This window comes from Bremerella alba (assembly GCF_013618625.1).
In the GTDB taxonomy this organism is placed as follows: Bacteria; Planctomycetota; Planctomycetia; order Pirellulales; family Pirellulaceae; genus Bremerella; species Bremerella alba.
In genome coordinates this window covers 12,109-29,984 of record NZ_JABRWO010000001.1, presented here as the reverse complement: position 1 = coordinate 29,984, position 17,876 = coordinate 12,109, and the positions used below count along the sequence as shown (strand labels likewise).

Below are 17,876 nucleotides of genomic sequence, written 5' to 3'. Positions count from 1 at the left end.
GCAGAGTTTGTAGTCGTGCTGGAATTCCTCACCAGCACGACCTTCGTTGCATTCCACCAGCCGGTACCTAGGACTTAGACTTTGGCTATGGTGGAGCCGCTTTAGGATTTTAAGATGCTTAGGTCCGAATGTGTCAACCGGCTTAGTCCTTGAAGGCCGGTTGGTGGCTCGAGCTGCCAAGGGATAATTGCGACACGACTGGCCTGCGTTTCTGACACTTCTCGCAAGTACTTCTGCTCGTACGATCGACGCTGTTTCATCAGCGGATCGGTGATCGGCAGAGGGCTGAGCACTTGGTTGATCACCCAGGCGTAAGGCTCAATCTCGGCGCGTCGCAGGTCTCGCTGTAACGTAGCCGCTTCATGCACCGGAGTCGCTTCTGGAAGCGTGACAATCAGTACTCGCGTGAAGTTTGGATCGCGGAGTCGTGGTAGCAGGTTCGTGACTGCTTCGGGCATTTCGCTCGACTGTCGAGTCACTTCGCGGTGATAAGCAAGAGCCGAATCAAGTAACAATACCGTGTGCCCCGTGGGAGCTGTATCGAGAACAACAAATTTGTTGGTGCCAGCAGAAACGGCATCGGCAAATGCTCGGAACACCGCAATCTCTTCCGTGCATGGCGAACGCAGGTCTTCTTCCAGAAGTGCCTTGCCTTGTTCGTCGAGGTTTGCTCCTGCTTTGCCTAAAACTTCTGCCGAGTATTTGGCGGTTTCCTCAGCCGGATCAATACGACTGACCGACAAGTTTGGCAAGCGTTCGTCGTTCATCGCTGCAGCGATATGTGCCGCAGGATCGGTTGTGGACAAATGGACTTCGTAGCCTCGTTCGGCAATCGCTACTGCGACCGCTGCGGCAACAGTCGTTTTGCCAACGCCTCCTTTGCCCATCGCCAAGATTACCCCATGCCCTGGGGCAACCAGGTCATCGATTAAGTCGGATAGCGGCGGAAGTTCTTCAAGCCTATTGTTATTATCTTCGTCGCTTAAACTAGTAGCGGAAGGGGCATCGGCTGTACCGAGACGACGGAGCGAATCGATCCCCATGATGCCATTTGGGCTGAGCGGCACGATGGTATGAGGAAACGTCTTCAGCTGCTCAGGCATCGCGTCAAGTGCTGTCGTCCCTCGATGTTGTAATGCGACGGCATACGAGTCGCTCGAGTCGATTGCCTGGAAAACCCCGTTGACTACGAGATGTTGATTCCGGACATCCAACTCAGCCAGTTCCTCGCTGGTTCGTGCCGCTTCTCGTAAGGCACTGGGCTCGGCACGAGCGACCAGCACGAGTGTGGTTACAGCGGTGTCGCTGAGCGCCTTAACCGACTCTTGGTAAAGCTTCTGCTGAGCCTGCAGACCGGCCAGCGGCCCAAGGCAACTCGTGCCGGTTGTGTTCTGCTCCATGAAGCCATCCCAGGCCGATGGTAGCGTCAGCAATCTTAACGTGTGGCCGGTCGGAGCCGTATCAAAGATCACATGGTCGAACTCAGCCGTGGCCGACGGATCGCCGAGCAACCGTGAGAACTCATCGAAGGCCGCGATCTCAAGCGTGCAAGAACCGGAGAATTGTTCCTCCATGCTGGCGACGGCGGCCTCGGGGAGAACCCCACGATAAGGCCCAACCATGCGTTCGCGATACTCGGCTGCTGATTTCTCCGGATCAAGGTTCATCGCGAACAGCGTCGGTGCCTCTGGGATCGCTGTGGGATGGTTACCTAGAGTGATGCCCAGAACTTCATCGAGGTTTGACGCGGGGTCGGTGGAAACTAGCAATACTCTCTTGTTTGTATCTGCAAGTTTTACCGCGGTCGCACATGCCACCGAAGTTTTTCCGACGCCACCTTTACCGGTGAAGAACAAGTTCCGGGTTGGATGATCTAGAAATTTCATGAGTCACGTTCCTTGTGTTGATTATCTGTTGCCAGCGTATCGCCATCGCTTTGTTGTCCCTAACAGCAACCGCTATTTCCGCAGCATCCACCGTCTGGTTTGGCAACCGGTAAAAGTTGTTTGGCAGGTGAACCTGCGACCCAGCCGGCAAGGTCTTCACGCGATGGATAAGTGGTTTGACTGACGATCTCTCCATCGATGACCACAACTGGCAGGCAGTCCGTTCCAGAGGTACTCAACAATTGGTGAATCGCCTTGTTCTCGATGAAGGCTTGTGGCTGCTGAGCCAAGTTGTATCGCTCAACGTTGTGGCCTTGGTTTTTGATCCAGTCCAAATCCGCAGCGAACTTTGGTAATACTGGGTCAACATCTGGACCACAGACGCCGCTCGAGCAGCACATCGGTTTGTCATAGACTTGAACAGACTTCATGGCTTTCTCCTCTGTAACTGGTTGAAGATTTAAAACGGGAAGGGGGTTCGACTCATGCGTCGAGGACTGCTTTAGGGCGTGCACTCGTACGCTCGCGGCATACGCATTGGCATCGAACGATCGCATGACGGAAGCGAGTCCATCATGTAATGACTTTTGCTCGGTATCGCCAGTCGATCCGCCTGCATCGGAACAACACGAAACCTCGCCGCAGCATTCGCCGTCACTCGCCATTGCATACGCATTTAGATCTACGCCTGTATCCGTCACTGCCACGGAGGCAAAGCCCGCTTGCTGCAATAAGCTGCGATACTCATCGATGAGAATTGCACCTGAGATGCAACCGATATAGGCTTCGACACTTTGCTTTACTTCGTTTGGCAGTTCTTGCTTAAGCGCAATATCGCTCAGTGCCACGCGGCCACCAGGCTTGAGCACTCGCTGGATCTCATGGAAGACGGCCAGCTTGTCAGGCACCAGATTGATCACGCAATTGCTAATCACGCAGTCGACGGAATTGTCAGGCAGCGGCAATCGATCGATGGTAGATTGGTGGAATTCGACATTCGTTAGTCCAAGTTTCTCTTGGCCGGCCCGGGCACGCTCGAGCATCTCGGCTGTCATGTCGATGCCAATGACACGGCCTGACGTTCCCACTTTGCGAGCCGCCAGAAACACATCCATGCCACCTCCGCATCCGAGGTCCACAACGACTTCGCCTTCGCGAATGCCAGCCAGTGCCAAGGGGTTGCCGCAGGACAGTCCCATGTTGGCTTCAGACGGCAGCTGGTTCAGTTCATCCTCGGAATATCCAAAAGCAGAAGCGATCGACCGAATCGAATTCGACTCGTTCGATAGGCCGCCTCGGGCCACGCCTGCGTACTGGTCTCGTACGTCGTCGATAATCTTTCGCTCGCTCATTGTGAACTCCTTCACTTATTATCGCCTATCGCCGGGAGACGATGGGTGCAGGTAAAAAAATTGGTTCGTTTACAGTTCTGCGACTAGATTCTTCAACTTGGCCATCGCTTCCATGTTGATGCAATAGCAAACGCGCGGGCCATCAATTTCGCCCTGCACCAAGCCGGTTTCCTTGAGGATCTTTAGGTGTTGAGAAACCGTTGATTGAGCCAGTGGCATTTCTTCAACGATCTCGCCGCACATGCACGAAGTTCGGTTTAGCAGTAATCGCACAATTCGTACTCGAGCCGGATGCGCCAGAGCCCAGGTCAGCTTGGCTATGTCTTCTGCCCATGCGACATCCGGCAGCGATAATTTTTCGCCGGTGGTGCAACACTCTTGAGCTTCTGGCTTGGTTTGGACCATTTTTTAACGCCTCTGAGATTGATTCACCAATCTAAGCTAAATTGCCTATCGTCGATTAACGATACGCTTCTGCAGGTATTCTGTCAATTCTGAAAGACCAGATTGCGGCAAGCGGCCAAAAACTCAACGAATCAGCGCTCTTCACTCAAAATTAGCAGAAAGCAAAATGAGGCTCGAGTATCTGCCGCTTGCCACCCATGCGATTTAGCGGGTCAGCGGACATGGGCTACTCGAGCTGTGGTGGACATCCCAGGGCGCAGAACCGTCATTGTAAACACCGTTGCTAAGTGTTGCTTTATGGCGTCTCACGCGAAGGTGAGCCTTGGGAGAGTTAGCTTATGGAGCAGACTCAAGCATTGACAAGCTTCATCAATTCCTGGGTATAGCGAGTCCCTGCGAAGGCGCTCTCAGGGGCGACCTCTTCAATCTGCTGCATATCCTCTGTTGTCAGAGTGAAGTCAAGGGAGCGTAAATTCTCTTCCAGATACTTCACCTTCTTAGTGCCAAAGAGCGGAATCATATGGTCTTCTTTCTTCATGAGCCAAGCCAGGGCAAATTGGGCGGGCGTCATTCCTCGCTGGTTTGCGATCTCGCGAAGACGATCCAATACCTCCAGATTCTTTTTGAAATTCTCTCCCTGGAAACGTGGCGAATGACGACGATAGTCGTCCTCAGCCAGATCTTCGAATTTGGTCACCTGGCCAGTGAGAAATCCACGCCCCAGGGGACTGCACGAGGCGAACAAGATATTGCTTGTCCGGCAATGTTCGATGACACCGGCATCTTCTGCGTCTCGACTCCAGATCGAATATTCGGTCTGAAGCGATGCAATTGGATGTACAGTTTGAGCCCGCTTGATTGTTTCGACGGAGGCTTCTGAGAGTCCTAGAAATCGGACCTTTCCTGCGGTCACCAACTCCTTCATTGCTCCCACCGTTTCTTCGACGGGAACGTTCAGGTCGATGCGATGTTGATAGTAAAGATCGATGGTGTCGATTCCCAATCGCTTAAGCGAACCTTCGCAGCTCTGCCTAACGTAGTCTGGCCGGCCACAAATTCCTCGCTTTTGTGGATCGTTCGGGTCTCGCACGATGCCAAATTTGGTCGCAATGAAGGCATCTTCACGGCGTGTCCGAATCGCCTCGCCTATCAACTGTTCGTTCGAGTGTGGACCATACATGTCCGCCGTATCCAGGAAATTTACACCGGCGTCCAGGGCCGCATGAATCGTCGCTATCGACTCCTTGTCATCCCGCACTCCGTAGAGGTCGGTCATTCCCATGCACCCCAGTGCCACTGTCGATACGGGAACTCGTTCTTCACCAATGTGTTTGAATTTCATTATCTATCCTGTGTTTATGATCATTGCGGATGATGTCGACAATTTACAATTGCGTGACGACTGCTTTGACGATATCTACCATCTGTTCGACTTCGGCCACCTCGGATACGAATGGGGGAGCCATGATGATGGTGTCGTTGGTAACACGGACCATCAGACCAGCCTCGAATAGTTTTCTCAGCACGGCATAGCCTCGCTGTCCCATTCGTTCGTCTGTCGCGAGGTCGATTCCCGCGAGCAAGCCATAGCCCCGGATGTCGGTGACTAACGAAAGCGATCGAAGTTCCGACACGGCATGCTGGAAAGGCGCCACAAGTTCCGCCGCACGCTCATACAATCCTTCTTGCTCGAAGATTCGTAACGTTGCAAGTGCTGCGGCCGTCGCGACCGGATGGGCAGAGTAGGTATAGCCATGAAAGAACTCAATCGCGTTCTCTGCTGCGGCATTCGTTATGGTGTCGTAGATTTCTGTCGAGGCCGCGACAGCTCCCATGGGCATCGAGCCATTGGTGAGTGCCTTGGCCATGGTCATTAAGTCAGGCCGGACATCGAAGGTTTCTGCCGCGAAGGGTGTACCCGTTCGGCCGAATCCCGTGATGACTTCATCGAAGATAAGCAAAATACCGTGCTGGTTGGCAATTTGCCGCAGCCTCTGTAGATATCCTTTAGGGGGAACGAGAATCCCGACCGACCCCACGATCGGCTCGACGACGACAGCAGCGATCGAATCCGCTCCGTAGAGATTTATGGCATGCAGTAAGTCATCTGCCAGGTCGGCACCCGTTTCGGGTTGTCCTTGTGTGAACGAATTCTTGACCGTTTGGGTATGCCGCATGTGGACCACACCAGGAAGAAGTGAACCGTATCCCTCTCGGTTCTTCATCATGCCACCCACCGAGAGCCCCCCGAAGTTCACTCCGTGATACGCCAAGTCGCGGGTGACAACTCGGTAACGCGACGGTTGGCCATTGGCTCGATGATAGGCGAACGCGATCTTCAAGGCCGTATCGACCGACTCAGAGCCAGAGTTCGCGAAAAAGATGCGATCGAGTCCCGGTGGTGTCAATGATGCGATTTTATTTGCCAGTTCGAAACCGCCAGGATGCGAGAACTGAAAGGGGGTCGTGTAATCTAGCTTGCGCAACTGCTCGCCGACCGCTGTGGCAATCTCGGGGCGACAATGTCCCGCCGGCACACAGAACAGACCTGACGAACCATCCAATATGCGGCGGCCCGAAGGGTCAAACAGGTTGATACCCTGAGCCGAGGTGATCATCCTCGGCGACTCCTTGAATGCTCGGTTCGCGGTGAACGGCATCCAATAATTGCTCATATCTATGTCTAGCGACATGTTTGCCTCCTTCTTCTGGCTTTCACCTTGCATTGGCAGCCCAAGTGTTCCTCTCTGGCGGATATCCAGGTTAGATGGCACCCGATTATCCCTCTTGACCGAGGTTGACTGTTTTATGCCTATCGGCGACGGCGAAATAGCAGAAGGCAACCATCCAGGAAGTGGTTTCCGCGGCATCGCGACTTTCATTCGCGCAAATTGGTTGCAAGATCTGCTTGATTGTTAAGCAACTTCGTTTGCCGATTAGTCCTCATGGGGGCCTGCAATCCGAGTCAAATGAACCGAAGTCGACATAATTCTTTAAAGAGGCTTGGAGCCGCTGCTACGCTACAAGTACTATGTTCATGACTGGCAAATAAACGTCCCTGTCAGGCAAACAGGCAGCAGCTTTCTTAGCTAGGTTGGCCTTGTTCCATCATCGCACGTCGTTCAGATAAGATCCTTACCTATGGACTTTTTCGTGAATATGCCCCCTTCACGCGAAGATTTCATAACAGCCATCTAGGTGGAACGATCGCTATTTCGGCCAGACAGATCGTATCGAGGTTAGCCCGCGCGTTGCGAGGGAATCAACAAGTTGTCCCAGAGCAAATTCCGCAGCCTGATTCTCCATCCGACCGAGCCTCTTGGGGCGGTAATGGCGTGGAGATCGACAACTGCAGCAAGAGCTTTCTGGTCGGCCAAGAGAAGGTTGATGTGCTACGAGGAATCAGCTTGCGCATTGAGCCAGGAGAATTCTTCTGCTTCGTGGGTGGCAGCGGGTGTGGCAAGAGCACCCTGCTGAAAATGATCGCTGGCCTAGAGCAGCCGACCGCAGGAAACATCTCGGTAGGAGGTCATACGATATCTGGACCAGGCTTAGATCGCGGAATGGTGTTTCAAGAGCATCGCCTCCTGCCTTGGCTGACTGTCCAGCAAAATATTGATTTTGGACTCCGCGAATCGATTAAACAGAACCGCAAGGCAATTGTCGCAGAGCACATCCAGCTCGTAGGGCTTTGCGGATTCGAGAACGCCTATCCACGGCAGTTGTCCGGTGGAATGGCCCAGCGGGTCGGTTTGGCACGGGCCCTAGTCAATTGCCCCGAAGTTCTTTTACTGGACGAGCCCCTGGGGGCGCTTGATGCATTAACGCGACAGCAGATGCAACACGAAATACTTCGCATTTGGAAGGCCGAGAAGACCACGATGGTCCTGGTGACACACGACATCGACGAAGCCATCTTTCTGGCAGATCGAATCGCTGTGATTGGGAACCGTCCCGGCGAAGTAAGAGAACTGGTTCAGGTTGAATTGCCGCGGCCCCGAAGTCGGGGTGATCGTGGCTTCGATCAGCTGCGGCAACAGTTGTGGGATTCTATTTTCCGGCCAAGCTCGAAGACGCCGGAACCCTCGGATCAATCGGCGTTAGCGACGCCTATCGCAACGGAGCAAGAAGAAGTTTCCGAGTACCTGGTCAAATAATAAGATGAGACGTCATGAGCTATTCTTTCAAGTGCTCTATACAGAAAATACAAAGCGTATTTCTCGCTAGTTTGACGGCGATTGTGCTCGCTGCCGGATGTTCGTCTGCGGCGAGCACTTCCCCTGAAGACCACGTCGTACGGGTCTGTTTGCAGCCGATTCCTTCGTATGCCCCTCTCTGGATCGCGAAACGCAAAGGTTGGCTGCGGGAAGCCCTTCATGAAGCCGGACTGGGTAGCGTAGAGTGGTCGACGATGCGGGATGGTCCACTTCAGAACGAGGCTTTTGCTGCCGGTATGATCGACGTGGCGCTCACGGCCGATACTCCAGCGATCATCGGACGTTCTGCAGGCCTAGATATAGAGGTTGTGGCCTTAGCTGCCACCAGCCCCGAAAGCCTGGCAATACTGATCCCTGCCGATTCACAGGTCAAAGGCGTCGCGGATTTAAAAGGAAAAAAGATCGCTGCGACTAAGGGGTCTTTTTGTCATCATCTTTTGGCCCTCGCACTGCAGAAGGAAGGACTTTCACTTGACGATGTTCGTTTCATCAACATGTCTGGTCCTGAAATCAACACCAGCCTGCAAACCGGAAATATCGACGCAGGTGTGACCTGGGAACCTTACATTACACAGATTCTGTCTAGCGGTTCAGCAAAGATCCTGCTCGATGGCACCAACTTGAAGTCGGGCAATGAAGTCATTGTGGTCACTCGGGATTTAGCCCAGCAATCGCCAAACGTAGTGCAAAAGATTCTGGAAGTCTTTCGTAAGGGGCATGACTACTTGCGAGAAAACCCCGAAGACGCCGCAAAGCTCATTGCTACGGATGTCGACCTGCAACCCGAGCAACTTGTAACTGCTTTTCAGAAGATCAAGTACATTACTCCTCTCGACGACGCGACTCTTGCGGAGTTTGATGCGACCCAGAAATTCTTACACGAGCTCGGGGTGAATCGACGTACGATCGATGTCGCCGAATTCATCGATTTTCAGTTCCAACCCGATGCCACTTTAAAGGTTAAATAACGACGATGGCGAATATTGCTTGGAGAATCTGGTTGCCGGTCGCCGTTATCCTGATTTGGCAAGGTATGTCCAGCGCTGGTGCGGTTACTCCCTTGTTACTTCCTTCGCCATGGGCTGTCGCCAACAGCGCTGTGAACCTCGTCAGCACTGGCGAAATCTTTAAGCACGTCGCAGTCAGTCTGCTGCGCGTTTTTGAAGGGTTCTTGCTCGCGGCACTCTGCGGAATTGTTCTGGGGTCGGCGATCGGGCTCTGGTCCAGGTTCGATCGAACTTGTGACTGGCTGCTGCAAACCCTTAAACCTATTCCACCAATCGGTTGGTTTCCTTTGGCTGTCTTGTGGTTTGGGATCGGAGAGGTCTCGAAAGTGTTCATTATTTTTCTGGGCGCATTCTTCCCTATTCTGGTCAACGTGATCGCAGGGATCCGCCAAACGGACAAGCAGTTTATCGAGTTATCACGTGTCCACGAGATCCGTTGGTGGAAGTTTTTCACAAGGGTGATTGTGCCCGGGGCACTGCCGTCAATCCTCACGGGGTTGAGAATTGGTATTGGATTTGCATGGACATGTGTTGTCGCTGCAGAACTAATTGCCGCCGAATCAGGTGTCGGCTACCTAATCGTAGATGCCCGACAGACATTCCATGCGGATGTTGTCATCGTCGGGATGTTAACGATCGGTTTGCTGGGCACTTTGATGGATTTAGCTCTGCGGCAGATTGAAACGCGGCTCGTTCGGTGGAAACAACCTTTTGAGGGGGCCACCGGCTGACAATTTCGACGCCAATCGCACCGCGTTGACTGCTTAGGCCTTTCGCGGAGTTAAATCTGGTGATCGATTCTCAAAATGTTCAGCGTGAGCGGCTCGGCAAAGCAAGTCGGACGGATGAAACGCCCTATACGCTACCCAATCCCATCACCTTCTTATTGCTTCCCGAATTCACGTCGATCGCTCTGTTTTCAGTTGTTGAAGCGCTCCGTGTCGCCAACCGATACGCTCCTCGCAAGTATGAGTGGAACCTGACGTCGCTCGAGGGCGGTTCAGCGAAAGATTCCAATGGAATCGAAATCTGTGTTTCGCAGAACTTCTTCGATCTAAGCGATCCTCCGGGGACGGTCATCGTGGTCGGAGGGACGGCTCCAAATCGTTTTGGAACGAGTCAACTGTTTTCTAAGCTTCGCTGGTTTTCCAGTCAGGGCAGTATGCTAGGTGCGCTCGACACGGCGCAGCAGGTTTTAGCGTTGGGCGGCCTACTGGATGGCTACCGAGTCACGGTCCACTGGGAAAATGCCTCGGCGTTTCGGGAGCGATTTCGCAAATCGGAATTAACTCTCAATCTATTCGAGTTTGATCGAAATCGTGTGACCTGTGCCGGTGGTACCGCAGGCATCGATATGGTCTTGCACGCAGTCGAGGCTGAGTACGGAAGGGATGTTGCTATCCGTGCCGCCGAACATTTCATGCACGAGAGAATCCGCAATGGCTCGGAAGGCCAACGCCTGAGAACGACCGATCGGTGGGACATTCACCATAACAAGCTAGTGAAGTCGATTGAATTGATGGAGGCCGAAATCGAGGAACCTCTAAGTACTGCAGAGCTTGCAGACGCGGTCTGTCTCTCCCCACGGCAGTTATCGCGTCTTTTCAAGGAGCATTTGCAGATCAGCCCGGGGCAATTCTACCTGGAACTGCGGTTGGATCGTGCTCATCAAATGGTTTTACATAGCGAGATGAGTGTCAACGCAGTGGCATTCGCTTGTGGTTTTCAATCGCAATCGCATTTCTCACGCGTGTATCGAGAGAAGTTCGGAGTCTCTCCTCGGCAAACCCGAACTCGAAATGCCATACGCCAGTACCCTGCCATGAAGGCCTCAAGCTAATTGGCCAGGCACAAGCAGACGCATTTTGTTTTGAAATGGTCGTTCTATGTCTTGATCAGGCACAAATAAGTCTTCTTTGCGCAAGAAGCATCGTTCACGGCGGTTTAGTCTAGGTGTGTCGAATTTAGGTCATACACAACGATTGACAACATGGCTCCCCGTTTTTGCTGTCATTGTTCGTAGAGCCAGCCCCAACGCCACCTACGAACCTCTTTCCGCAAACATACATTTATAGAGGATCCGGAAGATGTCGTCATTTGCTCCAAATCGTGCGACGATGCCGCGTGCGGCGTTTACGCTGGTCGAGTTACTTGTTGTGATTGCCATTATTGGCGTTTTGATTGCTCTTTTGCTGCCTGCCGTGCAGCAAGCACGCGAGGCGGCTCGCCGTATGCAGTGCAACAACAACCTTAAGCAAATAGGGCTGGCACTTCATAACTATCACGATGTGTACGGTTCGCTACCTTCGGCGACCATACGTGCCCCGTACACAACGTCCTTAGGTTGGTACGGCAAACCAGGTTGGGGTTGGGGCTCGCTAATTCTGCCATTTATCGAACAGGATGCGCTACACGAAGCTCTGGGGGTATCTTTCAATCGACTGGAAAACCATGCCACGATTCCTAATTTCGTTGAACTTTCGCAAGCGAAACTAACAGCGTATCTCTGTCCTTCGTCTCCGATCGACGACTTAAATGCCAAGTTCAAGAAGAACGCCTTTGACGCGGCCGACGTCCCATCGAGCTCCAACTACAAGGGAGTCTTCGGATCGTTTAACGAGGGTGCAACTTCAGGTGGACCTTCCGACTGTCCCAGTGGCTGGTGGCGAGGCTATTGCTTCAATGCGGAAACGGGGCTTTTTGGTGCGGGAAGCAAGGTCAAGTTCCGCGACATCACTGATGGAACATCTAACACACTAGCCATCGGTGAGGTTACCTACGGCGACCTGGGCGATGGAGTCGACCGGATGGCAGGCGCATGGATAGGTATGTACGACGGCACCGGCTGGAACGGTAACGATCAAGTGGTCCGCGTGCTTTCCGAATCACTTGCCAATACGACGGCTCGACGGATTAACGGCACCTATCGAAACGCATTTAGTGCTCACCATCCTGGCGGAGCACAGTTTCTCTTCGGAGATGGTTCGGTCCACTTTCTTCCTGAGACAATCGACGGGGAAGTATCGGAAGATCTCGCGGATCGAGCGGATGGAAATGTTGTCGGAGCATACTAGAGATCAAAGACATCCAACATGACTGCCTGCGTGCCTTCGCAGGCATCAATTGGAAGTGGGGATTTTGGACAGATGTTTGGCGTTCCCTTGGTTGATTTACCTTTGTTTGCCTTTGCTGCAATGGAACTCGATAAATGACTATTCAATCTCTTCTCGGTTTCGCCATGTTCAATCGTTTGTTTTTGATCATTTGTGTCTGCCTTTGTATATCGGGTTGCGGCTACGGTACTGGAGACGGCTTGGGTAGCGTGTCAGGTACCGTTTCCTTAGACGGGGAACCGGTACCTCAGGTTGTGGTGACGTTCACCCCTAGTACCGGCGGGCGAGAAAGCTACGGAATCACCGATGCTTCGGGCAATTACCAGTTGAGATATACATCCCGGGAACTAGGAGCCAAAACGGGCGAACATGAAGTGCGAGTCTCGCCCATGGAGGTTGAGCCGAGAGAGCCAGTGACTACGGCTACGTCAATCATTCCGATTCATTACTACGGGAATGATTTTCTGATCTATGAGGTGAGTCCCGGCAGTAATCAGATTGATCTGGAATTGTCCACCACTCCTGTGCCTGATGCAGGCTGATCAAACCATTGCCCAAGTTAAATCGTTGTTGCCCATGCCTTAGGGAACAAGGCAAGTCGAACACGGGGTACATCCCTTAGACGCGAAGGACGATATTGGGTGGTCAATGCGACCTCTTCCTAAAGAACTGATTCAGTCGCATTTAGCGACATCGTATGCGTACTTTGGTATCTAGGAAGCACTTCGAGAACGACTTTGGAGTGCCACGTTTTATAAATACTCCCCTCCCTAAAATTTAGTCCGAGCAGGAGCCTGCATGTCCTTCGTGAAATACACAACCCTGGCGTTTTTCTGGCTGGTCTTATACTCGACCTCAACGATTTCATGGGCACAAGAGATCGCAGACGCCATCTACTTCAACGGAACAGTCATCACGCTTGACGAAGATGACGATGTCGCCCAGGCCATGGCGATCCGTGGAAACAAGATCCTCGCCGTGGGAACCAATGAGGAGATACAAAAGCTATCAGCAGCAACAACGGAAATGCACGATTTACAGCACAAGGCAATTTTGCCTGGTTTGTATGCAGCGCACGACCACTTTCCTGGTTCAGGCCGAGTCGGCATAACACTAGTCGACTTAAGCAGTCCTCCGATTGGCAAAATTCAAACGATCGATGAATTGATTTCCGTATTAAAAGAGCAAGCTTCTCAGGTTCCCGCTGGAACCTGGATTAGAGGGCGGGGATATGATGACACCCTGATGAAAGAACAGCGTCATCCTACGCGAAATGATCTGGACAAAGTATCAAAGGTTCATCCAATTTGGATTGGGCATACATCGGGTCATCTCGGCGTGGCAAACTCAAAGGCGTTGGAGATTGCAAAGGTTACTCGAGACACTAAGGTCTCCAAGGGCTCGCACATTCGCAAAAATCCCGAAACAGGGGATCCAAATGGTGTTCTAGAAGAGTGTGGTGGGCTCATTACACGCCACATTCCACGCAATTCAGATGAAAATGAATTGGCAGCTGTGAAGGCTGCTGTTGAGCAGTACGTTAGTCAAGGCGTAACCACTACTGTAATTGCTCATGGAGGAACTCGTTCAGTTAGTTTATTGAAGCGTGCAATCGCAGAAGACATCCTCTCCTTCCGCATTGTGACCATGACCTCTGGTGGGCCGTACGCGAAGGCCCGTGCGGAAGTATTAGACCTAGACTCCCCACTTCTTAAAGCTGGGGCAATTAAATTAATGCAAGATGGCTCTATCCAAGGGTACACGGGTTATCTCCGTGAACCTTATTACAGATCCGGTGAACATCGAGGCCTACCATTTCGTAGCCGAGAGGAACTCACTCAGAAAGTGAAGACATTGCACCGGGCGGGGTTTCAGATTGCCACTCATGGTAACGGAGATGCGGCGATCGATGACATACTTTACGCCTACGAGCAAGCCCAGAAGGAATTCCCCCGAACCGATGCACGCCATCGCATCGAGCATGCTCAGATGATGCGTGAAGACCAGATCGAAAAAATGCATGAGCTCGGCGTAAGTCCTTCCTACTTTGTTGGGCACGTCTATTACTGGGGAGACCGGCATCGCGACATCTTTTTGGGCCCCGAGCGAGGAAGTCGTATCAGCCCGCTTGCGACGACTTTACAGAAATCGGTCCCATTCACGGTACATGACGACACGCCGGTAACTCCAGTCGATCCATTGCAACTGGTCTGGGTAGCGGCCAATCGCGAAACAAGTGGCGGCAAGGTACTTGGTTCTCAAGAAAGCATCCCAGTCAGTGCTGCGCTGCGAGCCGTTACCATTGATGCCGCATGGCAGAACTTCGAGGAAGATATCAAGGGAAGTCTTGTTCCTGGAAAACTTGCCGACTTTGTGATCGTGGATCAGGATCCACTTTCGCTAGAACCGCAGCAAATTCGAGATGTCCGCGTTTTGCAAACGGTAGTTGGTGGTAAGACCGTCTATTCTGCCACAACGGCGACTACGCCATGATGGGTAGTCTATGATGAGATCCGGCAAGTGTGTTCTACTGAATACACGATACGAAGATCACGGCCAACGATGTGTGTGACCCAAGTCAACTTCATCTAGGGCGTCAGATAGGAAAAGTTATCAACTCGTTACGGCCTTTCGTGCCCGTGGCCAATTGAGTGGTGGCCAGCATCTGGGACGCAGACGGTTCAGGGCTTTCCCCTTTCGATCCAGATAATAGGTGCTTTCAGCTGTTTGGACGCAGGCTAGAGGACGGCCATATCGGGGCCACCTTGGGCTATTTTCTTGGTCCCTGAAATTTTGTCCGTTCTGTCGATGCTTGGGATGCTATTGCCAATGGATACTCCGGTTCGAGATGATTTCGTCAGGGCTCGATCTCGGTAGCGAGGTTGGGGTACGATGGAAGTTGTCGTCTTCCTGGAGATCCATTTTTCGCGGCGAAATCTTTTCGAGAGCCATCATGAAACCAGTTCATTCTGCCTTACCGGTTCTTTGTGCGCTGGTTGTTCTGCTTCTCCACGGGGCGCCTGCCCATGCTGCCAAGCCGAATGTGTTGTTCATTGCCGTGGACGACTTGGCTTGCACGCTTGGATGTTATGGCGATGTCGTCGCGAAATCACCGAACATCGATCGCTTGGCAGCCGAGGGAACGTGCTTTCGGCGGGCTTATAACCAATTGCCGCTATGCAATCCGACTCGGGCATCGGTAATGACGGGACTGCGGCCCGATCAGATCAAAGTGTATGATCTCGACCGTCACTTCCGCGACAAAGTGCCCGATGTGGTGACGTTGTCGCAGGCTTTTCAAAAAGCGGGCTACTTCACGGCACGCGTAGGAAAGATCTATCACTACAACGTGCCAGCAGCGATTGGAACCGATGGCTTCGACGATCCTCCTTCGTGGGATAGAACGATCAATCCCAAGGGACGTGACAAGGCCGAAGAGGCGCAGATTTTCAATGCTGAACCACATCGCCAGATCAGCGGGGCCCTTAGTTGGTTAGCCGCCGAGGGGACCGCCCAGGAGCAGACCGACGGCATGGTTGCCACCGAAGCAATCAAGATCATGCATGAAAAGAAGGACGAACCATTCTTTCTGGGCGTGGGCTTCTTTCGACCTCATACGCCTTACGTGGCTCCCAAAGAGTTTTTCGAGATGTACCCGCTCGATTCTTTGCGATTACCTTACGCCCCGGAGAATGACCGCAACGATATCCCTACAGCCGCGCTGGCACACAATTGCCCCGTGCCGAACTATGGTCTCGACGAACCGACATTGTTAAAGGCGACGCAGGCCTACTACGCGTGTGTCTCGATGGTGGATGCCCAGATCGGCCGTCTGCTGTCGGCGTTGAACGAGTTGGGGATCGCCGAGAATACGATCGTCGTTTTCTGGAGCGATCATGGTTACCATCTGGGCGAGCACGATGGTATCTGGCAGAAGCGTACTCTGTTCGAGCAAGCGGCTCGCGCTCCGTTGATCGTTCATGCTCCTGGTCAGAAACGGCAAGGAGCCTGTGATCGAATTGTTGAGTTCGTCGATATCTATCCGACGGTAGCCGATCTGGCGGGAGTCGAGACGCCGGACAATCTGGCCGGTCGTAGCCTGCGTCGATTGATCAATAATCCGCATGCAGAATGGAACGGCCAAGCCATCACGCAAGTCCTTAGACCGGCCGACGACCGCTTGGGAGAGATGGTCATGGGGTGCAGCATCCGCACCGATCGATACCGCTATACCGAGTGGAGCGACGGCAAATATGGCGTGGAGCTATACGATCATCACACCGATCCGAACGAGTTTCATAACCTGGCTCAAGATCCTGACGAGCGAGCCCAAGCGGTGATGGCATCGCTACGCATCAAACTGAAAAAGAAAGCGTCAGGCAAGACGCCCACCGTGCCAGTGAACCCCGCTCGTTTGTAAAGCGAAGAAGCGAAGTCACCCAGAGAAAGAACTTAGATCGCAATTAGGCGAACGCTCCTTAATATCGCATGTCTTTGCGGTAGTTGCCCGGCGTTGTACCAACACGTTCTCGAAAGAGGTTGGCCAGGTGTTGAACCGAAGCAAAGCCTGATCGGGCTGCGATCGATTTCAGAGGTAGGTCGGTATTAACAAGATCCGTTTTAACTTGACCAAGTCGCGCTTGCATGATCGCATCAGTCGTGGTCTGCCCAATGGCGACTTGGAAGTATCGATCTAACGTACTTCTTGATACAGATAAGAATTCAGCTACGTCTGACGCTTGAATTGGTTGGCAAGCATTCTCGCGAATGTAGTTAAGCGCTGACGCGACCTCTGGATCTTCTACGGCGATAATATCTGAAGACTGTCGCGTGACGACTCCGCGTGGCGGAAGTAGTGTCCGACTAGGAACCTGCTTATTTTGCAATTGCCGGTGAAGCATTTCAGCCGCTTTGTACCCAACCGCCACAGCGTTGACGTCGACGCTACTCAGAGGAGGGTTGGAGACACGACAAAACACTTCGTCATTGTCAATTCCAAGGACGGCTAAGTCATTGGGGACTTGTATTTCCAAATGCTGAGCGGCGTCCAATATCAAGTGAGCCTGTTCGTCATCGCAAGCCAAAATCCCAGTTGGGCGCGGAAGTTGAGCGAGCCAGTTGATAAGGTCGCTAAACGCGTGTTGTGATTGCGTCGTGATACTTGGCCTTTTCTGCTTTGTTGAAAAGACACTGCAAGTGATGCCGGTTTGGTTGGCACGCTGGATCAATCGTGCTCGGCGTTGGTTGCCCCAGCTGAGTTTACGGATCCCGAAATCGTACCAAGCGATATGCCGATATCCCCGCTGCTGAAAATGCTCGAACGAGGCATCTGTAATGGCATTATTATCAACACCAACCAGTGGGAAATTAGCCTCGGGAACTCCACCGCGCACATCGATTACTGGAAGCTTTGTTGCCTGAATAGCCTTGGCCATAGCTGCAGAGTCGCATCGGACAATAATTCCATCGCCATCCCAGAATTTTAGCCAACTTGGTGGAGGATCATTGAGGTTACGTGGCTCCATGCGAAGCGACCAAGGACCGTGCTCCGCAGAATAACGAGCCACACCCTCGATAATCTGCCTACCGTGGCCGCGTGACGTTTCGACGAGGAGAGCAATTTGAAATCGATCGGACATTCAACACACACTGGCATGGCACGCCGAGGACCTTTTGGGTGAAAACCCAGTAATTGAGCCACGAAGGGCAATATCTAACGAATTCAGTTTAATGTCGGATGACAATATTACGCAATAGATTAACTAATTGAGGCAATGGATTTCATCTGTCTGCCTATGGATAATGCCAGACTGGAAAAAGCCTTGTGCATCGAGACAAGTAGCCCGCTGTAGCCCGCAGGCATCTCATTGCGAACTTTCTCATGGCAATCCGGATT

General features: G+C 52.6%; 14 protein-coding genes. 8 read left to right on the top strand and 6 right to left on the bottom strand.

Annotation, left to right across the window (positions count from 1 at the left end):
* Positions 1 to 101: 101 nt before the first annotated feature.
* The 5 genes from arsA to HOV93_RS00095 form a co-directional block, all read right to left on the bottom strand.
* Positions 102 to 1,886, bottom strand: a complete 1,785-nt coding sequence (gene arsA / locus HOV93_RS00120) for an arsenical pump-driving ATPase (RefSeq protein ID WP_207394421.1) — start codon at positions 1,884 to 1,886, stop codon at positions 102 to 104.
* Between the two features lie 59 nt (positions 1,887 to 1,945).
* A complete protein-coding gene (arsD, locus tag HOV93_RS00110; protein WP_235989635.1) occupies positions 1,946 to 3,238 on the bottom strand; it encodes an arsenite efflux transporter metallochaperone ArsD in 1,293 nt (430 codons plus the stop codon).
* Positions 3,239 to 3,307: 69 nt separating this feature from the next.
* Positions 3,308 to 3,643, bottom strand: coding sequence for an ArsR/SmtB family transcription factor (locus HOV93_RS00105; RefSeq protein ID WP_207394420.1), 336 nt, complete (start codon positions 3,641 to 3,643; stop codon positions 3,308 to 3,310).
* Between the two features lie 349 nt (positions 3,644 to 3,992).
* Positions 3,993 to 4,985 carry an aldo/keto reductase gene (locus tag HOV93_RS00100; protein WP_207394418.1) on the bottom strand — a complete coding sequence of 331 codons (993 nt, stop codon included), beginning with the start codon at positions 4,983 to 4,985 and terminating at the stop codon, positions 3,993 to 3,995.
* 43 nt (positions 4,986 to 5,028) lie between these two features.
* Positions 5,029 to 6,336 carry an aminotransferase class III-fold pyridoxal phosphate-dependent enzyme gene (locus HOV93_RS00095; protein WP_207394417.1) on the bottom strand — a complete coding sequence of 436 codons (1,308 nt, stop codon included), beginning with the start codon at positions 6,334 to 6,336 and terminating at the stop codon, positions 5,029 to 5,031.
* A gap of 642 nt (positions 6,337 to 6,978) precedes the next feature.
* Between HOV93_RS00095 and HOV93_RS00090 the strand changes: the two genes are divergently transcribed.
* The 8 genes from HOV93_RS00090 to HOV93_RS00055 all read left to right on the top strand — a co-directional run bounded on the left by HOV93_RS00090 (position 6,979) and on the right by HOV93_RS00055 (position 16,400).
* Positions 6,979 to 7,800 (top strand): ABC transporter ATP-binding protein, encoded by an 822-nt coding sequence (locus HOV93_RS00090; RefSeq protein ID WP_449243528.1) that lies wholly within the window; start codon positions 6,979 to 6,981, stop codon positions 7,798 to 7,800.
* A gap of 14 nt (positions 7,801 to 7,814) precedes the next feature.
* A complete protein-coding gene (locus HOV93_RS00085) occupies positions 7,815 to 8,828 on the top strand; it encodes an aliphatic sulfonate ABC transporter substrate-binding protein (protein WP_207394415.1) in 1,014 nt (337 codons plus the stop codon).
* 5 nt (positions 8,829 to 8,833) lie between these two features.
* Positions 8,834 to 9,598 carry an ABC transporter permease gene (locus tag HOV93_RS00080; RefSeq protein WP_207394414.1) on the top strand — a complete coding sequence of 255 codons (765 nt, stop codon included), beginning with the start codon at positions 8,834 to 8,836 and terminating at the stop codon, positions 9,596 to 9,598.
* Between the two features lie 59 nt (positions 9,599 to 9,657).
* Complete coding sequence (locus HOV93_RS00075; RefSeq protein ID WP_207394413.1) at positions 9,658 to 10,707, top strand: GlxA family transcriptional regulator; 1,050 nt, start codon at positions 9,658 to 9,660, stop codon at positions 10,705 to 10,707.
* 247 nt (positions 10,708 to 10,954) lie between these two features.
* Positions 10,955 to 11,941 carry a DUF1559 domain-containing protein gene (locus HOV93_RS00070; protein WP_207394412.1) on the top strand — a complete coding sequence of 329 codons (987 nt, stop codon included), beginning with the start codon at positions 10,955 to 10,957 and terminating at the stop codon, positions 11,939 to 11,941.
* Positions 11,942 to 12,075: 134 nt separating this feature from the next.
* Complete coding sequence (locus tag HOV93_RS00065; RefSeq protein ID WP_207394411.1) at positions 12,076 to 12,522, top strand: carboxypeptidase-like regulatory domain-containing protein; 447 nt, start codon at positions 12,076 to 12,078, stop codon at positions 12,520 to 12,522.
* Positions 12,523 to 12,778: 256 nt separating this feature from the next.
* Complete coding sequence (locus tag HOV93_RS00060) at positions 12,779 to 14,473, top strand: amidohydrolase (protein ID WP_207394410.1); 1,695 nt, start codon at positions 12,779 to 12,781, stop codon at positions 14,471 to 14,473.
* A 460-nt stretch (positions 14,474 to 14,933) separates the two neighbouring features.
* On the top strand, positions 14,934 to 16,400 hold the full coding sequence (locus tag HOV93_RS00055; protein WP_207394409.1) for a sulfatase: 1,467 nt from the start codon (positions 14,934 to 14,936) through the stop codon (positions 16,398 to 16,400).
* 58 nt (positions 16,401 to 16,458) lie between these two features.
* On the opposite strand, the gene HOV93_RS00050 is transcribed toward HOV93_RS00055, so the two are convergent.
* Entirely contained in the window at positions 16,459 to 17,619 is a 1,161-nt protein-coding gene (locus HOV93_RS00050; RefSeq protein WP_207394408.1) for an AraC family transcriptional regulator, read from the bottom strand.
* Between the last annotated feature and the right edge of the window lie 257 nt (positions 17,620 to 17,876).

What these genes read in the sequence shown, in the direction of transcription:
- HOV93_RS00070 (WP_207394412.1), top strand. Translation starts at nt 10,955, where the DNA reads ATGTCGTCATTTGCTCCAAATCGTGCGACGATGCCGCGTGCGGCGTTT.
- HOV93_RS00100 (WP_207394418.1), bottom strand. Translation starts at nt 4,985, where the DNA reads ATGAAATTCAAACACATTGGTGAAGAACGAGTTCCCGTATCGACAGTG.
- HOV93_RS00080 (WP_207394414.1), top strand. Translation starts at nt 8,834, where the DNA reads ATGGCGAATATTGCTTGGAGAATCTGGTTGCCGGTCGCCGTTATCCTG.
- HOV93_RS00050 (WP_207394408.1), bottom strand. Translation starts at nt 17,619, where the DNA reads ATGTCCGATCGATTTCAAATTGCTCTCCTCGTCGAAACGTCACGCGGC.
- arsA (WP_207394421.1), bottom strand. Translation starts at nt 1,886, where the DNA reads ATGAAATTTCTAGATCATCCAACCCGGAACTTGTTCTTCACCGGTAAA.
- HOV93_RS00065 (WP_207394411.1), top strand. Translation starts at nt 12,076, where the DNA reads ATGACTATTCAATCTCTTCTCGGTTTCGCCATGTTCAATCGTTTGTTT.
- HOV93_RS00085 (WP_207394415.1), top strand. Translation starts at nt 7,815, where the DNA reads ATGAGCTATTCTTTCAAGTGCTCTATACAGAAAATACAAAGCGTATTT.
- arsD (WP_235989635.1), bottom strand. Translation starts at nt 3,238, where the DNA reads ATGAGCGAGCGAAAGATTATCGACGACGTACGAGACCAGTACGCAGGC.
- HOV93_RS00095 (WP_207394417.1), bottom strand. Translation starts at nt 6,336, where the DNA reads ATGTCGCTAGACATAGATATGAGCAATTATTGGATGCCGTTCACCGCG.
- HOV93_RS00105 (WP_207394420.1), bottom strand. Translation starts at nt 3,643, where the DNA reads ATGGTCCAAACCAAGCCAGAAGCTCAAGAGTGTTGCACCACCGGCGAA.
- HOV93_RS00055 (WP_207394409.1), top strand. Translation starts at nt 14,934, where the DNA reads ATGAAACCAGTTCATTCTGCCTTACCGGTTCTTTGTGCGCTGGTTGTT.
- HOV93_RS00060 (WP_207394410.1), top strand. Translation starts at nt 12,779, where the DNA reads ATGTCCTTCGTGAAATACACAACCCTGGCGTTTTTCTGGCTGGTCTTA.